This is a genomic window from Acaryochloris thomasi RCC1774 (genome assembly GCF_003231495.1).
Classification (GTDB): domain Bacteria; phylum Cyanobacteriota; class Cyanobacteriia; order Thermosynechococcales; family Thermosynechococcaceae; genus RCC1774.
This window is the reverse complement of the sequence record NZ_PQWO01000012.1, coordinates 122,692-142,756: the sequence shown is the minus strand read 5'-3', so window position 1 is coordinate 142,756 and position 20,065 is coordinate 122,692. Positions and strand designations below refer to the sequence as shown.

Sequence of the window (20,065 nt, the reverse complement as noted above, 5' to 3'; positions counted from 1 at the left end):
GCAGCTCTAGGATTCCCTGATTGCCGAAGCGATCAACGCACTTAAACACCAGGAATCTGCGGCATCGTTTGCTCCACCCACTGTGGAAGCTTTTCTAGGTGCGATAGAGCCGTCAAGTTGTACTGCAGAGGCGTGATGCTGATCAAGTTTTTCCGATTGGCCTGTACATCTGTCATCAGTGGAGAATGAGCCGCGGCCGAATCTTCAACATCTTCCACCACTTCTCCTGCGAGCCAGTAGTAGGTCTTGCCCCGTGGATCGATGCGCTTTTCAAATAGATCCTGATAGCGGCGAATGCCCTGCCGCGTAAGTGTGACCCCAGCAATCTCTGCGGCAGGAACGGCGGGTATATTTGCGTTTAAAAGAATCGGATCGCTGAGGGGCTGCTTCTGCAGATGATCAACAAGGGCGCAGGCAAATTGAGCGGCAGCCTGAAAATCTTGAACTTTGAAGCTAGTCAAGCTGAGGGCCACGCTCATGATCCCTTCAATTGCCCCCTCCATTGCGGCAGAGACCGTCCCGGAATAGAGAACGTCGGTGCCGAGATTCGCGCCCTGATTGATGCCGGACAGCACCAGATCGGGGGGACTGTCTAGCAACGCACCCAGGGCGAGCTTAATGCAGTCAGAGGGGGTTCCAGAACAGGCCCAAGCTTTGACTTGAGGTAGAAATATCGCATCCATAAGTTCGGCGCGAATCGGCTGATGGATGGTTAAGCCGTGGCCGGTGGCGGAGCGCTCTCGATCGGGACAGACAACGATGACTTCGTGATTTGCGATCGCAAGGGCATTTGCCAACGCCTTAATACCCGGAGCAAAAATACCATCATCATTGCCAACTAAGAGTTTCATTGAGAGTATCCCTGCATCTGCGCTGTCTCATCTTAAAGCTTTGTCCACAATTTTCCACTTCTTGAGACTGATTCAGGCACTTCTGAGATTTAATCCTCGTCATAGATCAAAAATCACCTTCAGGAGCTGTCTCCTTGGTTCCCACGCTTCCACCTCGAACCCTCAAAATTGAGTCGCGTTTCCCATGGCGACCTACGATCCTTGCTCTGGCGCTATTGGGGCTGACAGCTTTCATCTGGCCGCGGCCTAACCCCGAGTGGTTACTCCCGCAAAGCAGCCGTCCTGGAGAGATTGCGCCGCTTGCCATGTCTGGTGGCAGTCCCCATTTGCGAGCGCTGATGCGCACCATTTCCGCCAGCGAAGCCAACGACCCTAGTCCCTACACACTGCTGTATGGCGGCACCCATGTCGAAGACCTGAGCGGACATCCTGATCGCTGCTTGCCCATCGTTGCTGGCCCCAATGTTGGCAACTGCACCACTGCTGCTGGTCGCTATCAGTTCATCAATACCACCTGGGCAGAGAAAGCCAAGGCCTATCACCCCAAGCCCCACAAAATGCTGTTGTGGCAAACCTACAGCTTTGAACCCATGTACCAAGATCAGGTTGTATATAAGTGGCTGCAAGATCAGCAAGCATGGGGATTAGATATTCCTCAAGCCTTAGAGGCCGGTCAGCTACAGTCAGTCCTCAAGCGCCTCTCTGGAACCTGGACTAGCCTCGGTTACGGTATTGAAGATAACGCTGTGACGCCTCAACTAGCCCGCATCTATCAGCAACTGTTAGCTGAGGAATTAGCGACGGCTCAGTCTTCTTAAAGTCGCAAAAACCGAACCCTGTGGTTCTTCTGATTTTGCTACGGTGAGATTAGATATTTTGCCGGTTCCTGCGAACGTGTCGGCTGCCCTCTCTAATGCTTTCTCAGTCCACAATGGGGTTGACTGATGCTTGTGGGAGCGAGGCCGCATCCTTGACATGGTCCCGCGCTGATTGATTGCCAGGAGATTTAAAGAATGCCCGCCACTGATTTCAAAGATTATTACAAGATTCTGGGCGTCAGTAAAACCGCCGATGAGTCTGAAATTAAGCGGACTTTTCGGAAGCTAGCGCGTAAATATCACCCAGACATGAATCCCGGTGACAAGGCTGCAGAGGCAAAGTTCAAAGAGATTAGTGAAGCTTACGAGGTTTTATCCGATTCGAGTAAGCGCCAAAAGTACGACCAGTTTGGTCAGTACTGGAATCAAGCGGGCGGTGCCTCTGCGGCCGATCCCTTTGGTGGACAGTACGGCAGCTTTGATGAGTTTATCAATGAGCTACTGGGGCGCTTTGGGGGTGGATTTGGTGGAACAGGCGGTCCTAGCTACCGCACCACGACCGCGACGCCGGGGTTTGGCTTTAATGACGCCGGATTTGGTTTTAATGACGGTGGCTTCGGCAATGCCGGTAGCATGTCCGCCGATGCTACGGCTGAGATTTCTCTCAGCTTTGACGAGGCGCTACAGGGCGTGCAAAAGCGGCTAATCATTGGTGGCAGTGAAACCATCTCGGTACGGATTCCCGCCGGAGCTAAGCCAGGGACTAAGATTCGGGTACGGGGTAAGGGACAGCTTAATCCTATGACCCAGACGCGCGGTGATCTGTATCTGACGGTCAAGCTTCAGCCCCACTCATTCTTTAAATTTGAAGGTGACCGACTCACTTGTGAGCTTCCCATTACCCCTGATGAGGCAGCTCTGGGAGCAAGTATCGACGTGCCTACACCTGGGGGCAGCGTCAAGATGAACGTTCCGGCGGGTATTAAGTCAGGGCAGTCGATGAGGCTGAGAGGCAAGGGCTGGCCGCTGGCAAAGGGCGGGCACACGGATCAAATTGTCAAAATTCAGCTTGTGATGCCAAAAGAGCTTTCTGCTGCGGAGCGAGAGTGTTACGAAAAACTGGCGCAGTTGCGGAGTTTTAATCCGCGATCGCATCTATAAAAACTCAACCTCTTGTGAAAAGCCTAGAGCCTTACCATCATGTATACACAAATGATCTATACATCGATGATGGCAGAGAGCCTTGAAAATCACTCGCTCTCGAGACTACCGTGATGAACTGTTCATGTAATTCTGCTGTTTCCAGAGATGGTCAATGGTGACAAACCGATAGCCCTGATCGAGAAGCTGAGGTACAAGCTGACGAACAGACTGAGCCACATCCTGGCCGCCGCACAGTCCATCATGCAGGACAATAATTGAGCCGTTCTGCGTTTGCTCAACAACACGCTGGGTAACCAATTCAACACCAGGACACACCCAATCAACCGGGACAACGCTCCACATTACCGGGCGGTAGCCTCCTAACTTGAGGCGAGATAGCGTACTAGGGGTAAAAACGCCGTTGGGCGGCCGGACATCTCGAAGGGTGCTTGGGTCGATGTTGCAGATAGATGCGATCGCATCCCGAGTCCGCCCCAAGTCCTGAAGTAACTGTTCCCCCTTCATTCTTGGGAAAGACCGATGCGTATAGCCATGCAGTCCCAGCCAATGCCCCTGCTCATAAACCGCCTGCGCTACCTGCGGCGCACGTTCAACACAGACTCCTAACCAAAAGAAACTAGCCGTCACCTGATATTCAGCCAGTGCCTCAAGCAACTGCAGCGTATATTTAGGGTGAGGCCCATCATCAAAGGTCAGCGCAATTTCCTTGCGCTCCGGGTTGCCCTTCCACAAACATCCCGGAAATAAAGGACTTAAAACGCGATGAACGTAGGGAAGGACTGGAGCAATGCCCATAATTTGAGATCGACCACCTATAGCGTAGGACTACTCTCTCATGACGTATCCCACACCCCTCACCGTTTGAATCATGCGCTTTTCATCATTCTCTTCTAACTTCAGGCGCAGATAGCGGATATACACCTCAATGATATTGGAATCGCCCATGAAGTCGTAGCCCCAGACCTCTTCTAAGATGCGATCGCGCGTCAGCACCTGCCGAGGATGGCGCATTAAATACACCAGCAGATCAAATTCCTTGGCCGTTAGCTCAATCGAGCGATCACCCCGATAGATTTCACGAGTGCGCTGATTAAGAGTCAAATCAGAGAACTGCAGCTCGTCTGGGTCATCTTCTTGAGTGCGCCGCAGATGCGCCCGCACCCGTGCCAGTAGTTCTTCAATACTAAAAGGTTTGACTAGATAGTCATCTGCGCCCGCGTCTAGGCCCTCGACGCGATCGCTAATCTCATCTTTGGCTGTCAACAAGATCACCGGTACCTGATCACCCGTCGCTCGCAGTCGACGACACACCTCAATGCCAGTGAAACCAGGCAGCATCCAATCGAGAATAATCAGATCAAGCTGCAGTTCTCGAGCCGAAGTGAGACCGGTCATCCCATCATTGGCCACCGTCACTTCGTACCCTTCTTGGGCAAGTTCTAGTTTCACAAACTGGGCCAGTTTGACTTCGTCTTCAACTAATAAAATATTTGCGGTCATAGCGATACTGCAGATATGGGCAATGTAACGGTAAAGGTGCTGCCTTCGTTGAGCTCAGAGCGAACAGTGACCTGTCCCCCCATCCCCTCTACAAAGACTTTAACGATAGATAGTCCTAGGCCTGTCCCTCCCATCGAACGAGTACGGGCTTCGTCCAAACGATAAAAACGATCAAAGATGCGAGATTGCTGCTGTAGCGGAATGCCGGGGCCGCGATCGCAAACCTGAATAACAGCCTGTTTATCGACTTGCTCTAGCTTGATTCTCACTGGCTCAGCCTCGTCCGAATACTTCAAGGCATTCTCTACTAGATTGACCAAGATTTGGTGGAGGCGATTCGCGTCTGCATAGATCGGAATCAGCGACGCCTTCGCCTCCACCAAAATTGTCCGATGGCTGAACTGTTCTGCGACTTGCACTACGCCTGTCACAACATCGTTGAGAATCAGAATTTGTAGATCATAGGCCATATAGCCATCATCGGCCCGCGCTAAGTTAAGTAAGTCTTGCAGGAGCTGAATTGTGTGATCGGCCTCACCCGCAGCTACCTCAAGAGCTTCGCGCTGATGGTCAAGCAAATTATCGCTGCGGCGCAGCGTACTTTGCAAATAGCCTCTGACAATAGTGAGGGGAGTTCTCAGCTCATGAGAAACATCACTCGCAAACTGTCGCTGTCGTTCCCCAATATGATGCTGCTGGGCCCATGCTTCAGATAAACGAGCCAGCATCATGTTGAAGGTATTGGCCAACGATTGAATTTCACTTGAGGCTTTTGGCAGAACGACTTGGGCATGTCCTAGGTCTTCAGCCGATATCTTCTGTGTCATGGCTTGCATCTGAAACAGCGGCTGGAGGGAACGTCGAATAAAGTAGGCAATGGCAAAGAGCGACAGTATCATTGCCAGGCTCGTCGCTAGCACCAGCGTTTGAATATTGTCGTTAATGCGTCGCTGATCCTGCGTAATATCTTGAGCCACAAACAGAGTGCCTAACGTTTGAGTGCCGATCACCAGAGGACTGCGACAGGCAACTAATTCGCGATCTTGAACCTGATAGAGATCAAAGAGCGAACCCTTCTGAAAAGTTTGGGCAAGGTCGCTGGGGTGGCCAACACGCTGCCACGCTGGCCCTGTGATGGCAGGAGCAGCCACTAAAGATGCATCCTCTTTCTCGATCCAGAGCAGAAGATTGCGAGATGCTCGATTGTCAATGGCCTTCTGGAGGCTTTTGTTCATCGGTAGCATCTCGCTGTAGAAGGTGATGTCTTCCGTAACCTGACTGGCAACCGTGAAGACATTCTTTTTATGACTTTCGATGAGAATGCGCTGCATTTTCCAGCAGGTCCAGATCGCCACACTACTGAGCGATAAGGCAAACAGCGTACCTATGCCTAGCGTTAACTGCACCTCTAAAGATGACCAGTTGATCCGCCTTTTCAGCTTTGCTGGCAGGTTCTGAAAGACTTGAGGGACAGCGCGTTTCATCGGCATAGAGCGGCGCAAATCAAAATTGCTGAGCCGTATGGGCTTGCGGATCAAATCTCCAGCGGTCTTGGTAATTGGGTGCTCCATAAATATTGAAACTAACGGTGGGTTCGTCTCCCAATGCCTCGACAGCATGGATAGCATCTGGCATAAAGCTAATAATGTCCCCTGGATTCAAAATCAGTTCTCCCGTCTGCTCAATTCGATCGGGATGGCTTTCGTCTGCGGCCCGCCGCCAAAATCGATTTTTTTCTTGACCACTAAGGAGCGCAACAACACCCCAAGTCGCATGGTTATGGATGGGAGACTTTTGACCCGGTAACCATGCCACCATTTGAATCGTGAGCGGGAATTGAGGCTCTTCATAGAGAAAGTTCACCGACCATCCCACCTTCGGGTCGGGCGGCTGAGCGGCGAACTGTAGCCATGTGGATTCAGTTAGTAATTGGCGTACCAAGGGGCGCATCTTTTCTAAACGAACCTGCTCTTGGGAGTGGTGCTCGATGATGTCTTCTACATTGGTAAGAAAGCGATACAGGCGATACTGATGTAGGCCTTCACCGGGAACTGCGCTGTGGCAGACTTGCCACTTTCCGTCTTCTGTTGCTAGCCAATCTTGATTAACCACGCTGATATACCACTATTTGCAATAACTAGACCGTTTCTGTTTGCGAGACAGAAGATCTGCTTCTGTCGTCGCGGCAAAAGGTTCTTGTTTGCCCTCATAACCTCTGCATTGTTCCAATACCCTCAGCCTAAAAGTAAATATTGGGCTTCCAGCACTTGGAGTAATTATCATTAATCTTCCATCCCCCATCTAAAAGGGCAAGGATGATTTTGTCCTGACGATCAGATAAGTTTTAACTGAGAGCAGCACACTTTGTATGAATTACCTCAAAGTATCCCAGTCCCTGAAAAAACTAAAGAAGAGAAATAAGGTGTCTATTTACTCCACAACTTATATAAAAGAAGGTGATGTTGCAGATCGCCGATATTACTAGACTTGAACTGTTTCCAGTGCTGAGTTCGCCCCTACAAAGATCTTGGCGGTGACCATGATTCTCGCCAAACTCGGTAACTCATTGCTATGATTGCCAGGATAAAGCCGCAACTTCGGTGTGTTTGGTTCATTTGATTCTTTAATCAACGGAGAGAATTATGAAAGTTAATTACATGGCAATGGTTGCCGCTGTTTCTCTAATGGGTTCAGGAGCATTGGTTACGAGCTGCTCTGAGCCTGCTACTGATGCACCTGCGGAGACTGATGGTGCTGCAGATCCTTGTGGTGCTGCTGCAGATCCCTGTGGTGCCGCTGCAGATCCTTGTGGCGCGAAAGAAGATCCCTGCGGTGCTTCGGCTCCTTAGTCAAAACATTAACCAGTCAAACCGCAACTCTGATAGTTTGACTGGCTCTGCTCTTTAGAGCTAGCAGATAGCGATAGAATACTTGAGGTGGCAATTATTCTCCACCTCTTTTTGTTTTTTTATTGTCTCCCGATTCCTCAAGAGAGCGTTAACTGAGGTTACACAGGATTCAAAAGCACAAAGATAATGTGCGATTGTTGAGAATGTTATTTGACGAACACCTATGCGATTAAACATCACTCTACTTTGGCGTTCCCTACTCAGCTCGATGCTGGCCCTCTTCCTGTTATGTGTGAGTGGTTTTACCAGTCCTGATGCCCAAGCCGTGACCCAAATCAAGCTGACGGATCTGTCTGCCGATCTGTGCCCAGACAAAGTGGGTGAAGGGACCGTTACCAGCGGAGGGCCGACGTTAAGACTTGCCAACTGCTTCCTGATTACTGGGACGACAAAGAACCCCTCTAACAGCCCTGTAGTAGATGCTGATGTTTTTGGCCGGATCTATGACACGAATAACAACCCGGTCATGGAGAACCGCACTCGCCTAGGCTCTATCAATGAGGTAGACCCGGGGGTGGGAACCTTTGAACTTAGAATTAGCGTTCCTGAGGGTCTTAAGCCCCCATTACAGCTTGAGCAGTTCAAAGCAAGCGGGTTCGCCGCGAAAGTTCGTTAGTGCTTCTCAGAGTGCAGAAGAAAAGCGAATGCTCAAGATGCATTTTTCTGTTAGCCGGTCACTAAATCATATAAGGGATTCTAACTAAGGCACCTTGAAGAACCTGAAGCAGCAAAAATCCTAGGATTGGCGATAGATCAATGCCGCCGAGGGGAGGGATAATTGATCGAAAAATATTCAGATATGGATCGGTGAGCTGGCTAAGAATTGAGAAAGGTGGGTTCATCCAATTAATATTTGGGAACCAGCTCAATAACACGCGAGCGATCAGCAGATATAGATATATCTGCACGAAGGTCGCTAAAGACGTAATGATTAGAGTAATAGGGTCCATGGTTGGCTGTTTGTTTCGAATGACGAGCAGTATCTAAAGTTTAGCTGATGTCATTGCCTGGGATGCCTACGCTTCTAAAAAGAATAAGAAGGTTTGGGCAATAGACGCACTCAGCTAACAATTAATCTGAAGCATTGCCGTTCACTTCACTCAGTTGTTCACGGGCTTGATCAATAGCTGAGTTAAGTTGAGAGATTTTGTCTTCAAGGCTCTGACGGGCGTCTTCCATTTCTAAATCGCTACCGCCCATGAAGACGGGAGGTCTGAATTGGGGGGTGCTTGGATCATCGCTTTCATCCGTTTGCGGTTCAGACGTGAGGCGATTGCTCAATTTGGTGGCAATCCAGGCACCTAGCAGCCCTCCGGTGATGCCTCCGAAAATGCTCCCGGCGAGGAAACCGCCCCCGAATCGATCGTTGTCACTGCTCATCGGCTTATCCTTTAACGGCCTGTTCCTAGCTTAGCGATTAACCTCAGCTTTCGGCTGAGGCTACTGTATTTCTTTAGCCTCCTTTAGGTCTCGAAGGCGCGATCGCCTGCATCTCCTAACCCCGGCACAATGAAGCCTTGGTCGTTGAGGGCTTCGTCGATGGTGGCGGTGTAGATCTGGAGGCCGGGGTAGGTCTGCCCCAACTGCTGAAGCGCGGGAGGGGCTGCAACAACAGAAATAATGCGAACAAGTTCTGGGTTCGCTTGGCGCTGGGTTAGTTCCTGCATCGTAGCCATGATCGCCCCCCCTGTGGCTAGCATGGGTTCGCTAATTAAAATTCGGGTCTCTGGGGCGAAAGTGGCGGGCAGCTTGTTGAGATAACAGTAAGGCTGCAGTGTTTCTTCATTCCGCGCTAGACCGTAGTGGTAGGTAGCTGCGCGGGGCAAAACCTGTTGCGCCCCATCTAGTAGCGTCAGCCCTGCCCGCAGAATGGGGACAACAGCGATGGGCGTCTCTGGGTTGATGATGGTGGCGGCTGCGGGGCCGAGAGGTGTCTCAACTGATGTTTCGATGACGGGCAGCCAGTCTCGCATGGCTTCATAGGTCAGCCAGCGCCCCAGCTCTGTCATGGCGGTTCGGAAGAGGATGCCAGGGGTATTTTTGTCCCGCGCCATGGCGAGCCAATGCTTGACGAGCGGGTGAGGCGGAACGTAGACACGGAGCTGCATGGACATCGCTAGCGAGACCTCTTGATCGACGGCTCAATGGTGTGGAGCCTGAACTATCATAAGCTGTCCTTGACCTAGACAGGAGGCTGACGCCCTGCTTGAAAGCTGTTGTCCCCATCGGGGCGGGTAGATAGTGGGTTGAAAATTTTTGAGTAAGCCACTACTTCTGCTGGCATTGGGGGCAGTAATAGTAGCGACGCCCGCTGGAAAGTTCTTTGATGACCGGGGTTTGACAGATAAAGCAGGGTTGACGGGCGCGACTAAAGACCCAGTGACGATAGTGACGACGCGCCATGCCGCTGGCCTTGAGCTGTTCGGCCTGTTTAATGTTGTTGGTAATGCCACCGGTTTGGTAGGACTGCTGGGTGACGGAAAGGACGGCTGCAGATAGGTTGTGGATTTGGCTAGAGGTACAGTCTATAGGGCGCAGTTGTGGGTGAACCCGAGCGACAAACAAGATTTCACTGCGGAGATAGTTGCCTAACCCCGCAAAGAAGTGTTGATCCAATAATAGAGTTGTTAACCGGCGGCGGTGGAATGTCGGGTCTTGAAACCGCTGCTCTACATCTTCAATGCTGAGTTGATCGCTCAGTACGTCGGGACCAATGCGACTCAAAAAGGGATGAGCAAGGATGGTGTCGTCATCTAGAATCTCAATATCTGAGGCGCTGTAGAGTAAGGCTGATTTGCGATCGCAATGTATCGCTAGCCGCAGCTGCCGATTTGTTTGAGGATAGCTGTAAGCCTTACGCACCATCCACTTGCCGTAGAGCTGATTATGGCTATAGATACTGAGGCCATTGCTGAAGCGCGTCAGCATTGCTTTGCCGTGGGTTTGCACCGCGGTCACCCGGCTCTCGCTTAAAGCAGCACCGTAGGACTGCAGATGTGCAAAAGCAAACCAGACCTCTTGCAAAGGCTGCTGAACGACTGCCGCTGCGATTCGATCCGCTGCTCGTCTAATTTCTGGACCTTCAGGCACGAAAACGCTCTCCGCTCAGCACAAAAAATGGAGGCTATGAAAGCCTCCACTACAGATTACATTTACGGAACTAAACTTATCCGGCAGCAACAGCGACAGCCGCCTCTGGAGCGTCAACCGTTTCTTCAGCCTCTAAGCGCAAACTCGGAAAGAGAAAGTGGTTCTCTTCAACGTACTGAGCACCGAATAAACCTTTCTCAGCCCAAAAATAGCGATCTGTTGTATGCTCGTTTCGCTTTACTAATAGCAAAGCTGGGGGAACAATACCCGCTGTCTGAATATACTTCCGAGCTGCAGTTACGGGCTTGTCTTCACCGCTTTCAATACTGAACTGGGGTATACATTCTAAAATTCTTCGCCCTTCCTGACGACGACGACTCTTACGCTTCCGTCTTCTTGCCAAAGCCAGACCTCCCTTGCGACTACTCAGCGATCAATCTACTGTAGTTCTTGTTACAAAACCGACCCCGATTATAGCGATTTGACACTGAAAACTCAAATTTATTTAAATTTTCATGACGACAAATCAGCACAGAGCCTGCTACGTCGAGTAGGTAACGATTGCTTGTGTAAAGAAGTGCAAAGTTTCGTCTGAATTAGGTTGATTGAAAGCCAACTGTCTAGCCGTAGAAGCTAGCTTCCTTCAACCAGAGTTCGATAGTCGCCGACAGACAGAGAATCTTTTAGCTCGGTGGGGTCACTCACTTGAATTTTCATGAGCCAGCCTGCTTGGTAGGGATCTTCCGCTAGCATCTCGGGGGTTTCGATCACTGCTGCATTGCATTCCACAACTTTGCCCGTGATCGGGGCATAGAGATCTTCAACAGCTTTGACCGATTCAATGTTGCCACAGGTCTCGCCTTTGGTCAGTTGTTCGTCGACTTCGGGCAGTTCAACGAAGACAATATCCCCGAGTTGATCGACGGCATAGGCGGTGATGCCGATGGTGGCGGTGTCGCCCTCAAGATGCACATATTCATGAGAGTCGAAATACTTAAGAGTCTCTGGATATTCAAAGCTCATGGGGTTGCTCCAATCAAGGGATTATCTAGGTGGGTTGTTGTATCAGTGAGTCTAGAGATTATTGTGCCCGAATTTGGACTGTTTGAGGTCTATTTGGAGCGCCGATAGAAAGGGCGCTTGACGACGGTTGCTGGGCATTGTTTGCCCCGAATCTCTACGGTAACGGACTGACCTACCTTGGTAAGGTTAGGAGGGAGATAGGCAAGTGCGATCGCAACTCCCAAAGTCGGCGAGAATGAACCACTTGTTACTGTACCCACCACCTGACCATCCACACACACCGGATAGTCATGACGGGCAATATTACGCCCCTCCATTTGTAGGCCCACAAGTCGTTTAGAGACGCCGGATTCCTTCTGCTGCTCCAGCGCCGAACGGCCAATAAAATCGCCTTCAAAATTGAGCAGCCATTTCAGGCCCGCTTCCAGAGGCGTGGTGGTGTCATTAATATCTTGGCCGTAGAGTGCCATTGCCGCCTCTAGACGTAGGGTGTCGCGGGCGCCCAATCCGCAAGGCGCAATGCCCTGAGTCAGAAGCGTTTGCCAAAGCTGGTCACCCATTTCGGAACTCACCATAATCTCAAAGCCATCTTCGCCGGTGTAGCCCGTGCGAGCGAACCAGGCCGGCTGGTCTAGAATTGTTCCGGTTTGATGACGATAATTGCCCACGGCTGATAGGTCTGTTGGCGTTAAGCTTTGCAGAATCTCGACAGCTTTTGGACCTTGAACGGCAATTAACACCCGCTCAGTCGAAACATCTTTGAAACCTAAGTCCTTTTCAGAGCAATGCTCTAAGAGCCAAGCCTTGTCTTTGTCTGTTGTTGAAGCATTAACAATCAGCTTTCCCAGTTCGAGGCCCGCATCATCTTGGTCTTCGTAGTAGAAAATCAAGTCATCGATAATTCCACCCTCAGGATTGAGGAAGACAGAGTATTTTGCTTGCCCCGGCTGCAGTTGACCCAAGTCAGACGGAACCAGGGACTGAAGCTGTTGCCGTAGATTCTTGCCCTTGAGGAGAAACTTGCCCATGTGGGAAATATCGAACATCCCGGCCTGCTGGCGAACATTTTGATGCTCCGCTGTAATGCCCTGGTACTGCACGGGCATATCCCAGCCGCCAAACCCCATCATTCGAGCCTTGAGATCTTGGTGTTGCTGAAATAGAGGAGTTTGCTTGAGTTCAACCTGCGCCACGAATTTGCCTCTTGCCAATTGAGGCCTTCAATTTAACATCATTCCGTGCTCTGCCAAGGGTTCCGCCGACACCTCTGCTTTCGAGATCTAGGCCATCGACTAAACTAGGAACGCATCGTTCAACAATAACTTCACGAGTCGTCAATGTGTTGCGCCGGATAACTGGGCATCATAGCGAGGCGTACTGCAGCATTCGATCATCATGCGGATTCTTTTCCTTCATCCCAACTTCCCAGCTCAGTTCCGGCATCTGGCAGCTGTCCTAGCCCAAGATCCCCAGCATCAAGTCGTGTTCGGCACTGCCCGTCCTGAGGGCAGTATGACCGGCGTCACGAAGGTGCTCTACAAGCCTTCAAGAGAAGTGCGGCCTGAAACCCATCACTATGTCCGCAGTTTAGAGAGCGCTGTGCTGCAGGGGCAGGCTGTTTTTCGGGTGGCTCAGCAGTTGCGAGAACGCGGCTTTGTCCCTGATGTTGTCTATGCCCATTCAGGCTGGGGACCGGGGTTATTCGTGAAGGATATTTTCCCAAAAGCAAAGTTCTGCAGCTTTTTCGAGTGGTACTATCGCGCCCACGGCTCTGATGCTGATTTTGACCCTGCCGATCCGCTACAGGCTGATGATGAGGCCCGGATTCGGATTAAAAATGCGCCCATTTTGCTTGATCTGGCGAGCTGCGATCAGGGGCTGTGTCCCACGGGTTGGCAACGCCAGCAGTTCCCTGCAGAGCTTCACTCTAAGCTCAAGGTTTTGCATGATGGGGTCGATACTCAGTATTTCAAACCCCAGCCCGGAGCCAAACTGGTATTGCCAGAGTGCAATTTAGATTTATCGCAAGTTAAAGAACTGGTGACCTACGTGGGGCGTGGTATGGAACCCTATCGCGGTTTTCCGCAGTTTATGGAGGCGGTGGCGCGGCTGCTGCAACGCCGGCCTCAGGCCCATGTAGTGGTGGTGGGCGAAGATCGGGTGGCCTATGGTAAGCAGTTGCCTGATGGTCAAACCTATAAGCAGTTGATGCTGGATAAGCTCCCACTCGATTTATCACGACTTCATTTCACGGGGCGGTTGCCCTATGATCTTTACCTGAAGGTGCTGCAGGCTTCTTCGGTGCACGTCTATTTGACCCGGCCCTTTGTCCTGTCTTGGTCAATGCTGGAGGCAATGTCGGCGGGCTGTGTGCTAGTGGCATCCGATACTGAGCCGGTCAAAGAGGTCATTAAGGATGGTGAGAATGGTCTGCTAACGCCGTTCTTCTCGCCAGAGGGAGTTTGCGATCGCATCCTAGAAGTGCTCGATCACCCCGACGGCATGGCTCGAATCCGCCTTAATGCCCGTCAAACTGTTCAGGAGCGTTACGATCTGGCAAAACTACTGCCCCAACATCTTGACTGGCTGCAGTCGGGTCTCTAAGCAGAGTCTCGATCTCTAAAACGTGCAGTGCTGAGAGGCTGCGCGCCTATACTGGGAAGGTAAATTGCACCCTCATCAATTCATGGCTCGTTTCCCCATTGTGCTAACGGTGATCTCGATGCTTGCCTGGAGCGTGCCCAGTCAGGCCCAAGATATTCGCCAAGCCACCTTAGCCAACTGCCTGCGGGGAATGGAAGCCGTTACAGCTGGCCATGCTCAGCTCCAAGCTATTCCTCAGTTTTATAAAGCCCATGCTCAACAGGGCAGTGCATTTCAGCCTGAGCGCGATCGCTTTGCCGTCGTGGCGCTCACCGAAGTCGAGATGGCCCAGCAGCGGCGCGCTAATTTATTTGAATTTGACCCAGCCCAAGGGCGTCTTTATCTGATGGCCGTCCCCATGACTCAAGTGTGGACAGGTTTAGGGTGTTTACATGAAACAACTCTTGCCCAGATCCTTCTGGAGAAAGCAACGCCTAATCCCTCCCGCACCGACTACTTAGCGGCAAAAGTTCAAGCCTTTGACAGTGAGCTGTTTGCCGCAGACCGAATCACTCAGGGAAAATTTACGCAGGCCATCCGTCAGATTCAAGCCCGGCGACAGTACTATGCAGAAGGCAGCGTTGTGACACCCAATCGTCAGGCGCAAGCTGCCCTAGACCGCACCTTTCCACAGTCAGCCGTTCTCTCGCCCCATGAACGCGGATTCAGGGATGATTTCTATAGCGTGGCTCTCAACTTTGCTCGCTTACCGAGTCAAACGCAGCGCATCGCGTTTCTGAATAGCTGGTACGAGTAGTCTACACGCAAAAAGATAGCCCCCAGCGGATGTGCTGGAGGCTGGTATTTACTGTTGCGTTGGATGCTTGGAAACGAAGGCGTTTACTGCGCTAAGGAAATGTCTGAATTCTTCCAGAAGCGGGAGAGAAGTAGACCTGCTGCCGTTAGCTTGAGCAGCTCTAAGCCCCAATAGGTTTGATGGAGCTGGTCCATCTGCTTGGGAACAGTTGCGGTCTCAAAGAGGTTGAGCTGAATGCCTAATGCGCCCATGCTAGGTGTAAGGCCATAGGTGTAGACCAAGGGAATCACGAGCAGCAGCGCGGCAATAGCGAGCATGAACGACTGCTGCTGCAGCGGACGCGCACTGTTGATCGCAGACCAGATTAGGCAGCCTGTCAGGACTACAGAACCGGCCAGCAGTTCGACACGGTTGAAAACCGAGAAAATCATATCTCCGGCCATAGCAAAGCCAGAAGAGTCCATCATGCCCGCGCCGTAGAGGCTAGGCATAACAACAAGGTCTAGCAGCAGACTGGCACCGAGCCAGGCCACAAGGACAACGATAATGCTTTTGCGCCAGAGAGACGCGTGGGTGGCGACGGCCATTGAGAATTGGTCTTTTGAATAGTCTGAATTTGGAAATGAACGACTCATTGGCTTTAACCTCCACCAAAGTTATACTCACCCTAACGGCCTCGACTAGAGAGGGTAAGGGCGCGCAACAATTCGCAAGTGAACCCGCAACAAAACTCAATCTGGTTACGGCTGGATATAGGTTTCAGGCTCTTCTAGAATAATTCGGCTGGCCCGTAGCCCCTGGATGAACGGGTGGTTCTCCCAGTTTTCGGTCAGCAGTTGCTTGATCAGTTGGGCCGAGCGATCACCAGCAATATCCCCCGTTAGTCCTAGATAAACGCTGGCGCTGTGGTGGGAGTCTCGACTGACCATTTGAAAGATCCGATCGGCCTGCTCTAGTAGATTTTTGGCCTGGGTTTGCATGTTGTTCCATAGATCAACGTTGCGCTGGTTGCTGAAGGACTCGGCAATCAGATCCTGACGGTGCTGAATGAGGATGGTTTGCGATCTCATCTCCATCGGCAGATCATCAAATAGAATCACGGGCCCATAGCCCACGAAACGGAGAGACTTAGCCCAGACCTCTCCCCCCAAAAGCTGTTTGACAATATGAAGCGCCACCGCCGTGATGATGGTTCCCTGACTATGCGCCACCAGCAGCACCTCTGCCCCCGCCCGAATGGCCCGGATAATTTCATAGGCTGTCCGCATCGTCGGTCGCGGCGCACCGGCTGGATAGCTTCCGTATAGATAGCTCTCTAGAGCTGACAGGTCCATATCCTGCAGAAAGGGCAGCCGTCGAATCAGCTCTAAGTCGATGGGCGACTGGGCCTTCTCCTGTCCTTCAGCAACGGTGAGAGAACGCTGAAGACGCTGCACCGCCGCTAAAATATCAGCATCCGACGGTAGCTCATGGTCGCAGAGGGCCTGCAAAGAATCGGCGTATCCCCGCAGTCGCTTCTGGCTCTCTGGCGTTTGGCGATCGGCCCGATGCTGAACTAAATCTGCGCCGCCCAACGTGCTTTCTAAAAGATCACTCTGAAAATTGGCGGTGCTGTTATGGACCCCCACGATGTCGGTCGGATGTTCAACGGTCATCCACACCAGCGCCTCTAGGTCGCGGAGCTGCTTTTTAACGTCACTGGCCATGCCGTTCACGTGAATCAGCCGTCTGGGGAGTCCTTTGGGCTTGGCTGGCCCGTAGTAAAGCAGGTGGCCGTCCTGCTGCTGTTCTGTCAACATTTAGCGCTACAAAAAATATAAAAGAGTACCTGTGATCAGAGTCACACAGTTGAGGTGATTGTGATCGCACCCCACCTAAAAACCCGAAGCCATAATGCAGGAGACTCGGTGCTATCTGAGTCATCAATGGGGAACACACAGTAAACCGGCAGACTTGGTTCAGTTTGTCGGTTTTTTATTGCCTGTTGATTCATTGTCTCGAACTTTATCGCATCGTGCCCAGCGTATGCCTGCAAGATTGTTCTTTGCTGAGAAGGTCGGGGTTTCTGAGAGCATGGGGGAGTATGTGAAACCCCCGCTACAATTTCTGCATGTTTGACCCAACCTGTAAGTTTCTTGCTGAGAGCTTTCCGGCTGACTTTGCCACCTGGTTGCTCGACGAATCAATAGCTTTGACAAAACTCAGTCCTACAGAACTCTCTCTGGAGCCGATTCGGGCCGATTCACTCATCTTGCTCGATTCAGACAAGCTGATTCTACAGATCGAGTTTCAGACAGAGCCAGATACAGCAATGGCGTTTAGACTCACGGATTATCGATTAAGGGTGTTCCGTCGTTTTCCCAGTAAGCAGATGAGGCAAGTCGTAGTCTATCTAACGCCGACAGGCTCTGATCTTGTCTATCAGAACACCTTTGAAATTCCGAAGCTGCGCTATGAATTTGAGGTGATTCGTCTTTGGGAGCAGCCGACTCAACCATTCCTGGATGCAATAGGGTTGTTGCCGTTGGCAGTTCTGACTCAAACGGAGAACAAGAAGGAGACGTTGAAACAGGTTGCCTCGAAGGTGGAGGCCATTGCCGACCGTCGGCTGCAGAGTAATGTGGCAGCATCAGCGGCGATTCTCGCTGGGTTAACATTGAAGCAAGACTTGATCAATCAGGTGCTACGGAAGGAAACGATGCAGCAATCTGTTATCTACCAGGAATGGAAAGAAGAATTTCTCCAGGAGGGTCGTCAGGAGGGCCGTCAGGAGGGTCGTCAGGAGGGTGCTCTTGAAGAGGCCCAGTCACTTATTCTCCGACTTCTCACTCGTCGGGTTGGAGTCATTGCCCCTGACGTTGAGACCCAAGTCTGCTCGCTCTCGCTCACTGAGCTTGAAAAGCTAGGAGAGGCGTTGCTGGATTTTTCTACATCTTCTGATCTGAGAGCTTGGTTGGAGAACAGGTGACAGTAGATGCAGTTGCACGAGGAGGTGAGGATGAGATCGCTTTGACCTCTGAGGATGCCAATCCTATCGCATAGTCCCTAACGTATGCTTCCAGGAGAGTTCTTTGCTAAGGATATCTAGGGCGCGGCGGTCGCTGCCTTCAAAGAGCGGGCTGACTTGACTCAAGACTGTTTCGACAAGCTGAGAGGCAAAGGCTCCGCCGGATCTAAGCAAAAAGCTGTAGTAGCAAAACTGGGGCTGAGAGTTGCGATCGCGATGAAAGCTTTCCACCTCTGATTCTGTCATGGTCCACACAGGCGTATTTACCGGCACCACTATCCGAGGAATGCCCTGCTCTCCCCAAGGAGGGCTGTCGTTGTGTAGCGTTCCGATCAATGCCGTAGCGAGGATTGTGCGGGTCTCACGAATTAAGTCAGGCGTAAAAAAAGGATCGGGCTGACTCACCAATCGAGGGCCGGTATTAAGATAGGCGGGGTTGAAAAGCTGAGAATTGTAGATAACCCCCACCGCCCAGTGGCGATCTTCGGTTTCTAGTTTCACAAAACAGCCAAAGCCATAGTCCTCCGGCTGAGGTGGATCTACCACCTCCATCTCATCATCGAGCTGCACGATATAGTCGCAGTGGGAATCAGATTTGACGACCTTGCCTAGCTTCATCACAAACTCTCATAGGAATTGAGACACAGAATCTGCCATATTTTGCGTTCTTTTGGCTAGGGTTGCAAACTTCTGAGATAAACCATGACTCCCTTGCTTTTCTTTTGTTGCTTCTGAGCGATGGAAAGCTTCGCTGCTTTCTGAATGTCAGGAATGGCACGCTGTGTATCTCCTAAAATCTCAGCGTGGATTAAACCACGTTCCATGTAGGCGTTGATCTCATTGGGGCTAGCCTTAATTTTTTGCTCTGCTTTATCTAGCAGCTTCGTCTGATCTTTCACAAACGCAGGACAGGATGTTTGAGAGGCGATCGCACCGTGACTATCCGCTGGTGCCAACATTCTCAACATCATTCTGGCAATCAAGTAGCCGGACAAATTTTGCTCTTTGCACGAGAGGTTTGCCAGCGTCGGCAGTTCCTGGGTGACTCTCTTCGTATCTTTATTGGCGATGTGTAGCCCGGAACGGATCATACTGCTCTTTAAGTCTGGAGAATCTGGCGGCTTATCCGAAGATCCCTTCAAGCTGGCAATCATTTTTTGAGCGGTTTGACTCGTACTTGAGTCTCCCTGAGCTTTGGCTAAGGTCTGTGCTCGCTTGAAGTCGGCTGGGGCTTTACTAATGTTCTCTCCAGACAGGCTGTAAATCAGTCCTCTTAAGAGATAGGCCGTACTTTGATTGGGCGCGAGTTGGATGACTTTGTTGCTGTCAGCCAAAGCCGCTTCTGTCTGGTTGAGAAAGAAATGGGCATACCCACGATTTAGGTGGGCCGCAGCGTAGTTTGGTTTGAGACGAATAGCCTGATCTAGATTTGCGATCGCACCCTCATAATCTTTCGCATCCATCTTCTCGCTCGCCTGCAGATAGTAGTCATCTGCAGAAAGCTTTGAGCCGGTTGACCGTGCTGTGGGGATAGCAAAACCCAAATCTACGCCGGTCTGAGGGACAAGGCTCAAAAAGCGCTTGATTGGAATCCCTAAATTAAACCCTGTCTTGATGTAGATCGACGGGTCAATATTGGGATTTTGCGCTTGTTCAGTTGTATCTGCTCTGCCATGAATGGCAATTAACTTTCCAGTTTCGTTGAGCACTGGCCCACCGCTCATTCCAGGCAACGTATTGTTGGAATAGACCAATGAGTAGCCCTCAGCCTGGGGACGGCTGGCGCTGGCCGTGATTTTGCCTTCGGTAAAGTTATAGATTGATTCAGGCAAAGCCTCGGTGCGGTTCGGAAATCCAGCAATGTAGCTAATTGTCCCCTCTACAGCCTGATCAGATTCTCCGATTTGAGCGGTTTGATAGGGTTTATTGCTGGTGAACTGAACAATGCTTAAGTCTAGTTCCGGCAGCTTTTTGATGCTGTCTGTATTGACCGTATGTTCCCTACCATCAGGCGTGATCATCCGATAGTCATCGTCTGAGGCGACGACGTGAGCTGCTGTCAAGACCGTGTAAAGATCGCCCTGACGCTTCAGGATCACCCCAGAACCAGAGGTTTGGCTCGTGATCCGAACCGTGAAGCTTTTCGCCATCTGACTGACTTCAGCAGGGCTAAGAGCCTGTGCTGCTGGGGGCAGTACCATCGTGACCGCAGCGGCTGCCCCCAGCAACACTGTCGGGAACTTAGATAGGACAGTCATAGAGCTTCGGTGAGAACGGCATGGCTCAATATTCTACCTCTAAAA

23 protein-coding genes are annotated in these 20,065 nt (G+C 51.3%); 7 read left to right on the top strand and 16 right to left on the bottom strand.

The features are described 5' to 3' along the window. Positions 1-41: 41 nt before the first annotated feature. Positions 42-851 carry a 5'/3'-nucleotidase SurE gene (gene surE / locus C1752_RS18170; protein WP_110987474.1) on the bottom strand — a complete coding sequence of 270 codons (810 nt, stop codon included), beginning with the start codon at positions 849-851 and terminating at the stop codon, positions 42-44. Between the two features lie 134 nt (positions 852-985). On the opposite strand from surE, the gene C1752_RS18165 reads away from it, so the two are divergent. Next, positions 986-1,669, top strand: coding sequence for a glycoside hydrolase family 24 protein (locus tag C1752_RS18165; protein ID WP_339373415.1), 684 nt, complete (start codon positions 986-988; stop codon positions 1,667-1,669). A gap of 195 nt (positions 1,670-1,864) precedes the next feature. Further along, on the top strand, positions 1,865-2,830 hold the full coding sequence (locus tag C1752_RS18160) for a DnaJ C-terminal domain-containing protein (protein ID WP_110987473.1): 966 nt from the start codon (positions 1,865-1,867) through the stop codon (positions 2,828-2,830). A 105-nt stretch (positions 2,831-2,935) separates the two neighbouring features. Here the strand turns inward: C1752_RS18160 and C1752_RS18155 are convergent, their stop codons facing one another. From C1752_RS18155 to C1752_RS18140, 4 genes are read right to left on the bottom strand one after another with little or no spacing between them, the layout of a single operon-like run. Next, the gene (locus tag C1752_RS18155) at positions 2,936-3,628 is read right to left on the bottom strand and encodes a polysaccharide deacetylase family protein (protein ID WP_110987472.1); all 693 of its coding nucleotides are present in this window, start codon (positions 3,626-3,628) and stop codon (positions 2,936-2,938) included. A 30-nt stretch (positions 3,629-3,658) separates the two neighbouring features. After that, positions 3,659-4,333 (bottom strand): response regulator transcription factor, encoded by a 675-nt coding sequence (locus tag C1752_RS18150; protein WP_110987471.1) that lies wholly within the window; start codon positions 4,331-4,333, stop codon positions 3,659-3,661. Then, positions 4,330-5,823: a sensor histidine kinase gene (locus C1752_RS18145; protein ID WP_199464439.1), complete on the bottom strand. Its 1,494-nt coding sequence runs from the start codon at positions 5,821-5,823 to the stop codon at positions 4,330-4,332. The genes C1752_RS18150 and C1752_RS18145 overlap by 4 nt, the downstream gene beginning before the upstream one ends. 13 nt (positions 5,824-5,836) lie before the next feature. Then, a complete protein-coding gene (locus C1752_RS18140; RefSeq protein ID WP_110987470.1) occupies positions 5,837-6,445 on the bottom strand; it encodes a cysteine dioxygenase family protein in 609 nt (202 codons plus the stop codon). Positions 6,446-6,975: 530 nt separating this feature from the next. On the opposite strand from C1752_RS18140, the gene C1752_RS18135 reads away from it, so the two are divergent. Continuing rightward, the gene (locus C1752_RS18135) at positions 6,976-7,182 is read left to right on the top strand and encodes a hypothetical protein (RefSeq protein WP_110987469.1); all 207 of its coding nucleotides are present in this window, start codon (positions 6,976-6,978) and stop codon (positions 7,180-7,182) included. Between the two features lie 223 nt (positions 7,183-7,405). Beyond that, a complete protein-coding gene (locus tag C1752_RS18130; protein WP_110987468.1) occupies positions 7,406-7,858 on the top strand; it encodes a hypothetical protein in 453 nt (150 codons plus the stop codon). 61 nt (positions 7,859-7,919) lie between these two features. On the opposite strand, the gene C1752_RS18125 is transcribed toward C1752_RS18130, so the two are convergent. The 7 genes from C1752_RS18125 to gcvT form a co-directional block, all read right to left on the bottom strand. Then, on the bottom strand, positions 7,920-8,192 hold the full coding sequence (locus tag C1752_RS18125) for a YggT family protein (RefSeq protein ID WP_110987467.1): 273 nt from the start codon (positions 8,190-8,192) through the stop codon (positions 7,920-7,922). A 121-nt stretch (positions 8,193-8,313) separates the two neighbouring features. After that, positions 8,314-8,622, bottom strand: a complete 309-nt coding sequence (locus C1752_RS18120) for a ssl2009 family thylakoid membrane protein (protein WP_110987466.1) — start codon at positions 8,620-8,622, stop codon at positions 8,314-8,316. An 83-nt stretch (positions 8,623-8,705) separates the two neighbouring features. Next, entirely contained in the window at positions 8,706-9,356 is a 651-nt protein-coding gene (upp, locus tag C1752_RS18115) for a uracil phosphoribosyltransferase (RefSeq protein WP_110987465.1), read from the bottom strand. 154 nt (positions 9,357-9,510) lie between these two features. Further along, entirely contained in the window at positions 9,511-10,332 is an 822-nt protein-coding gene (nei, locus tag C1752_RS18110; RefSeq protein WP_110987464.1) for an endonuclease VIII, read from the bottom strand. A 76-nt stretch (positions 10,333-10,408) separates the two neighbouring features. Continuing rightward, complete coding sequence (locus C1752_RS18105) at positions 10,409-10,735, bottom strand: DUF3155 domain-containing protein (protein WP_110987463.1); 327 nt, start codon at positions 10,733-10,735, stop codon at positions 10,409-10,411. A 230-nt stretch (positions 10,736-10,965) separates the two neighbouring features. Then, complete coding sequence (gene gcvH / locus C1752_RS18100) at positions 10,966-11,355, bottom strand: glycine cleavage system protein GcvH (RefSeq protein WP_110987462.1); 390 nt, start codon at positions 11,353-11,355, stop codon at positions 10,966-10,968. Between the two features lie 89 nt (positions 11,356-11,444). Beyond that, positions 11,445-12,548 (bottom strand): glycine cleavage system aminomethyltransferase GcvT, encoded by a 1,104-nt coding sequence (gcvT, locus tag C1752_RS18095; RefSeq protein WP_274704525.1) that lies wholly within the window; start codon positions 12,546-12,548, stop codon positions 11,445-11,447. A gap of 202 nt (positions 12,549-12,750) precedes the next feature. Here gcvT and C1752_RS18090 point away from each other — a divergent pair, with 202 nt between their 5' ends. Both C1752_RS18090 and C1752_RS18085 read left to right on the top strand, forming a co-directional pair. After that, the gene (locus C1752_RS18090) at positions 12,751-13,959 is read left to right on the top strand and encodes a glycosyltransferase family 4 protein (RefSeq protein WP_110987460.1); all 1,209 of its coding nucleotides are present in this window, start codon (positions 12,751-12,753) and stop codon (positions 13,957-13,959) included. An 82-nt stretch (positions 13,960-14,041) separates the two neighbouring features. Next, on the top strand, positions 14,042-14,755 hold the full coding sequence (locus tag C1752_RS18085; RefSeq protein ID WP_110987459.1) for a hypothetical protein: 714 nt from the start codon (positions 14,042-14,044) through the stop codon (positions 14,753-14,755). 83 nt (positions 14,756-14,838) lie between these two features. Here C1752_RS18085 and C1752_RS18080 read toward each other — a convergent pair whose 3' ends face one another. Together C1752_RS18080 and C1752_RS18075 are read right to left on the bottom strand one after the other, a co-directional pair. Further along, positions 14,839-15,390 (bottom strand): hypothetical protein, encoded by a 552-nt coding sequence (locus C1752_RS18080; protein WP_233501701.1) that lies wholly within the window; start codon positions 15,388-15,390, stop codon positions 14,839-14,841. A gap of 105 nt (positions 15,391-15,495) precedes the next feature. After that, on the bottom strand, positions 15,496-16,554 hold the full coding sequence (locus C1752_RS18075) for a hypothetical protein (protein ID WP_110987457.1): 1,059 nt from the start codon (positions 16,552-16,554) through the stop codon (positions 15,496-15,498). Positions 16,555-16,865: 311 nt separating this feature from the next. Between C1752_RS18075 and C1752_RS18070 the strand changes: the two genes are divergently transcribed. Then, complete coding sequence (locus C1752_RS18070) at positions 16,866-17,723, top strand: Rpn family recombination-promoting nuclease/putative transposase (protein ID WP_110987456.1); 858 nt, start codon at positions 16,866-16,868, stop codon at positions 17,721-17,723. A gap of 63 nt (positions 17,724-17,786) precedes the next feature. On the opposite strand, the gene C1752_RS18065 is transcribed toward C1752_RS18070, so the two are convergent. Then, the gene (locus tag C1752_RS18065; RefSeq protein ID WP_110987455.1) at positions 17,787-18,380 is read right to left on the bottom strand and encodes a DUF8166 family protein; all 594 of its coding nucleotides are present in this window, start codon (positions 18,378-18,380) and stop codon (positions 17,787-17,789) included. A 56-nt stretch (positions 18,381-18,436) separates the two neighbouring features. Further along, positions 18,437-20,020, bottom strand: coding sequence for a trypsin-like peptidase domain-containing protein (locus C1752_RS18060; RefSeq protein WP_110987454.1), 1,584 nt, complete (start codon positions 20,018-20,020; stop codon positions 18,437-18,439). Positions 20,021-20,065 lie beyond the last annotated feature (45 nt).

What these genes read in the sequence shown, in the direction of transcription:
- surE (WP_110987474.1), bottom strand. Translation starts at nt 851, where the DNA reads ATGAAACTCTTAGTTGGCAATGATGATGGTATTTTTGCTCCGGGTATT.
- C1752_RS18160 (WP_110987473.1), top strand. Translation starts at nt 1,865, where the DNA reads ATGCCCGCCACTGATTTCAAAGATTATTACAAGATTCTGGGCGTCAGT.
- C1752_RS18155 (WP_110987472.1), bottom strand. Translation starts at nt 3,628, where the DNA reads ATGGGCATTGCTCCAGTCCTTCCCTACGTTCATCGCGTTTTAAGTCCT.
- C1752_RS18150 (WP_110987471.1), bottom strand. Translation starts at nt 4,333, where the DNA reads ATGACCGCAAATATTTTATTAGTTGAAGACGAAGTCAAACTGGCCCAG.
- C1752_RS18145 (WP_199464439.1), bottom strand. Translation starts at nt 5,823, where the DNA reads ATGCCGATGAAACGCGCTGTCCCTCAAGTCTTTCAGAACCTGCCAGCA.
- C1752_RS18135 (WP_110987469.1), top strand. Translation starts at nt 6,976, where the DNA reads ATGAAAGTTAATTACATGGCAATGGTTGCCGCTGTTTCTCTAATGGGT.
- C1752_RS18130 (WP_110987468.1), top strand. Translation starts at nt 7,406, where the DNA reads ATGCGATTAAACATCACTCTACTTTGGCGTTCCCTACTCAGCTCGATG.
- C1752_RS18125 (WP_110987467.1), bottom strand. Translation starts at nt 8,192, where the DNA reads ATGGACCCTATTACTCTAATCATTACGTCTTTAGCGACCTTCGTGCAG.
- C1752_RS18120 (WP_110987466.1), bottom strand. Translation starts at nt 8,622, where the DNA reads ATGAGCAGTGACAACGATCGATTCGGGGGCGGTTTCCTCGCCGGGAGC.
- upp (WP_110987465.1), bottom strand. Translation starts at nt 9,356, where the DNA reads ATGTCCATGCAGCTCCGTGTCTACGTTCCGCCTCACCCGCTCGTCAAG.
- gcvH (WP_110987462.1), bottom strand. Translation starts at nt 11,355, where the DNA reads ATGAGCTTTGAATATCCAGAGACTCTTAAGTATTTCGACTCTCATGAA.
- C1752_RS18090 (WP_110987460.1), top strand. Translation starts at nt 12,751, where the DNA reads ATGCGGATTCTTTTCCTTCATCCCAACTTCCCAGCTCAGTTCCGGCAT.
- C1752_RS18085 (WP_110987459.1), top strand. Translation starts at nt 14,042, where the DNA reads ATGGCTCGTTTCCCCATTGTGCTAACGGTGATCTCGATGCTTGCCTGG.
- C1752_RS18080 (WP_233501701.1), bottom strand. Translation starts at nt 15,390, where the DNA reads ATGAGTCGTTCATTTCCAAATTCAGACTATTCAAAAGACCAATTCTCA.
- C1752_RS18075 (WP_110987457.1), bottom strand. Translation starts at nt 16,554, where the DNA reads ATGTTGACAGAACAGCAGCAGGACGGCCACCTGCTTTACTACGGGCCA.
- C1752_RS18070 (WP_110987456.1), top strand. Translation starts at nt 16,866, where the DNA reads ATGTTTGACCCAACCTGTAAGTTTCTTGCTGAGAGCTTTCCGGCTGAC.
- C1752_RS18065 (WP_110987455.1), bottom strand. Translation starts at nt 18,380, where the DNA reads ATGAAGCTAGGCAAGGTCGTCAAATCTGATTCCCACTGCGACTATATC.
- C1752_RS18060 (WP_110987454.1), bottom strand. Translation starts at nt 20,020, where the DNA reads ATGACTGTCCTATCTAAGTTCCCGACAGTGTTGCTGGGGGCAGCCGCT.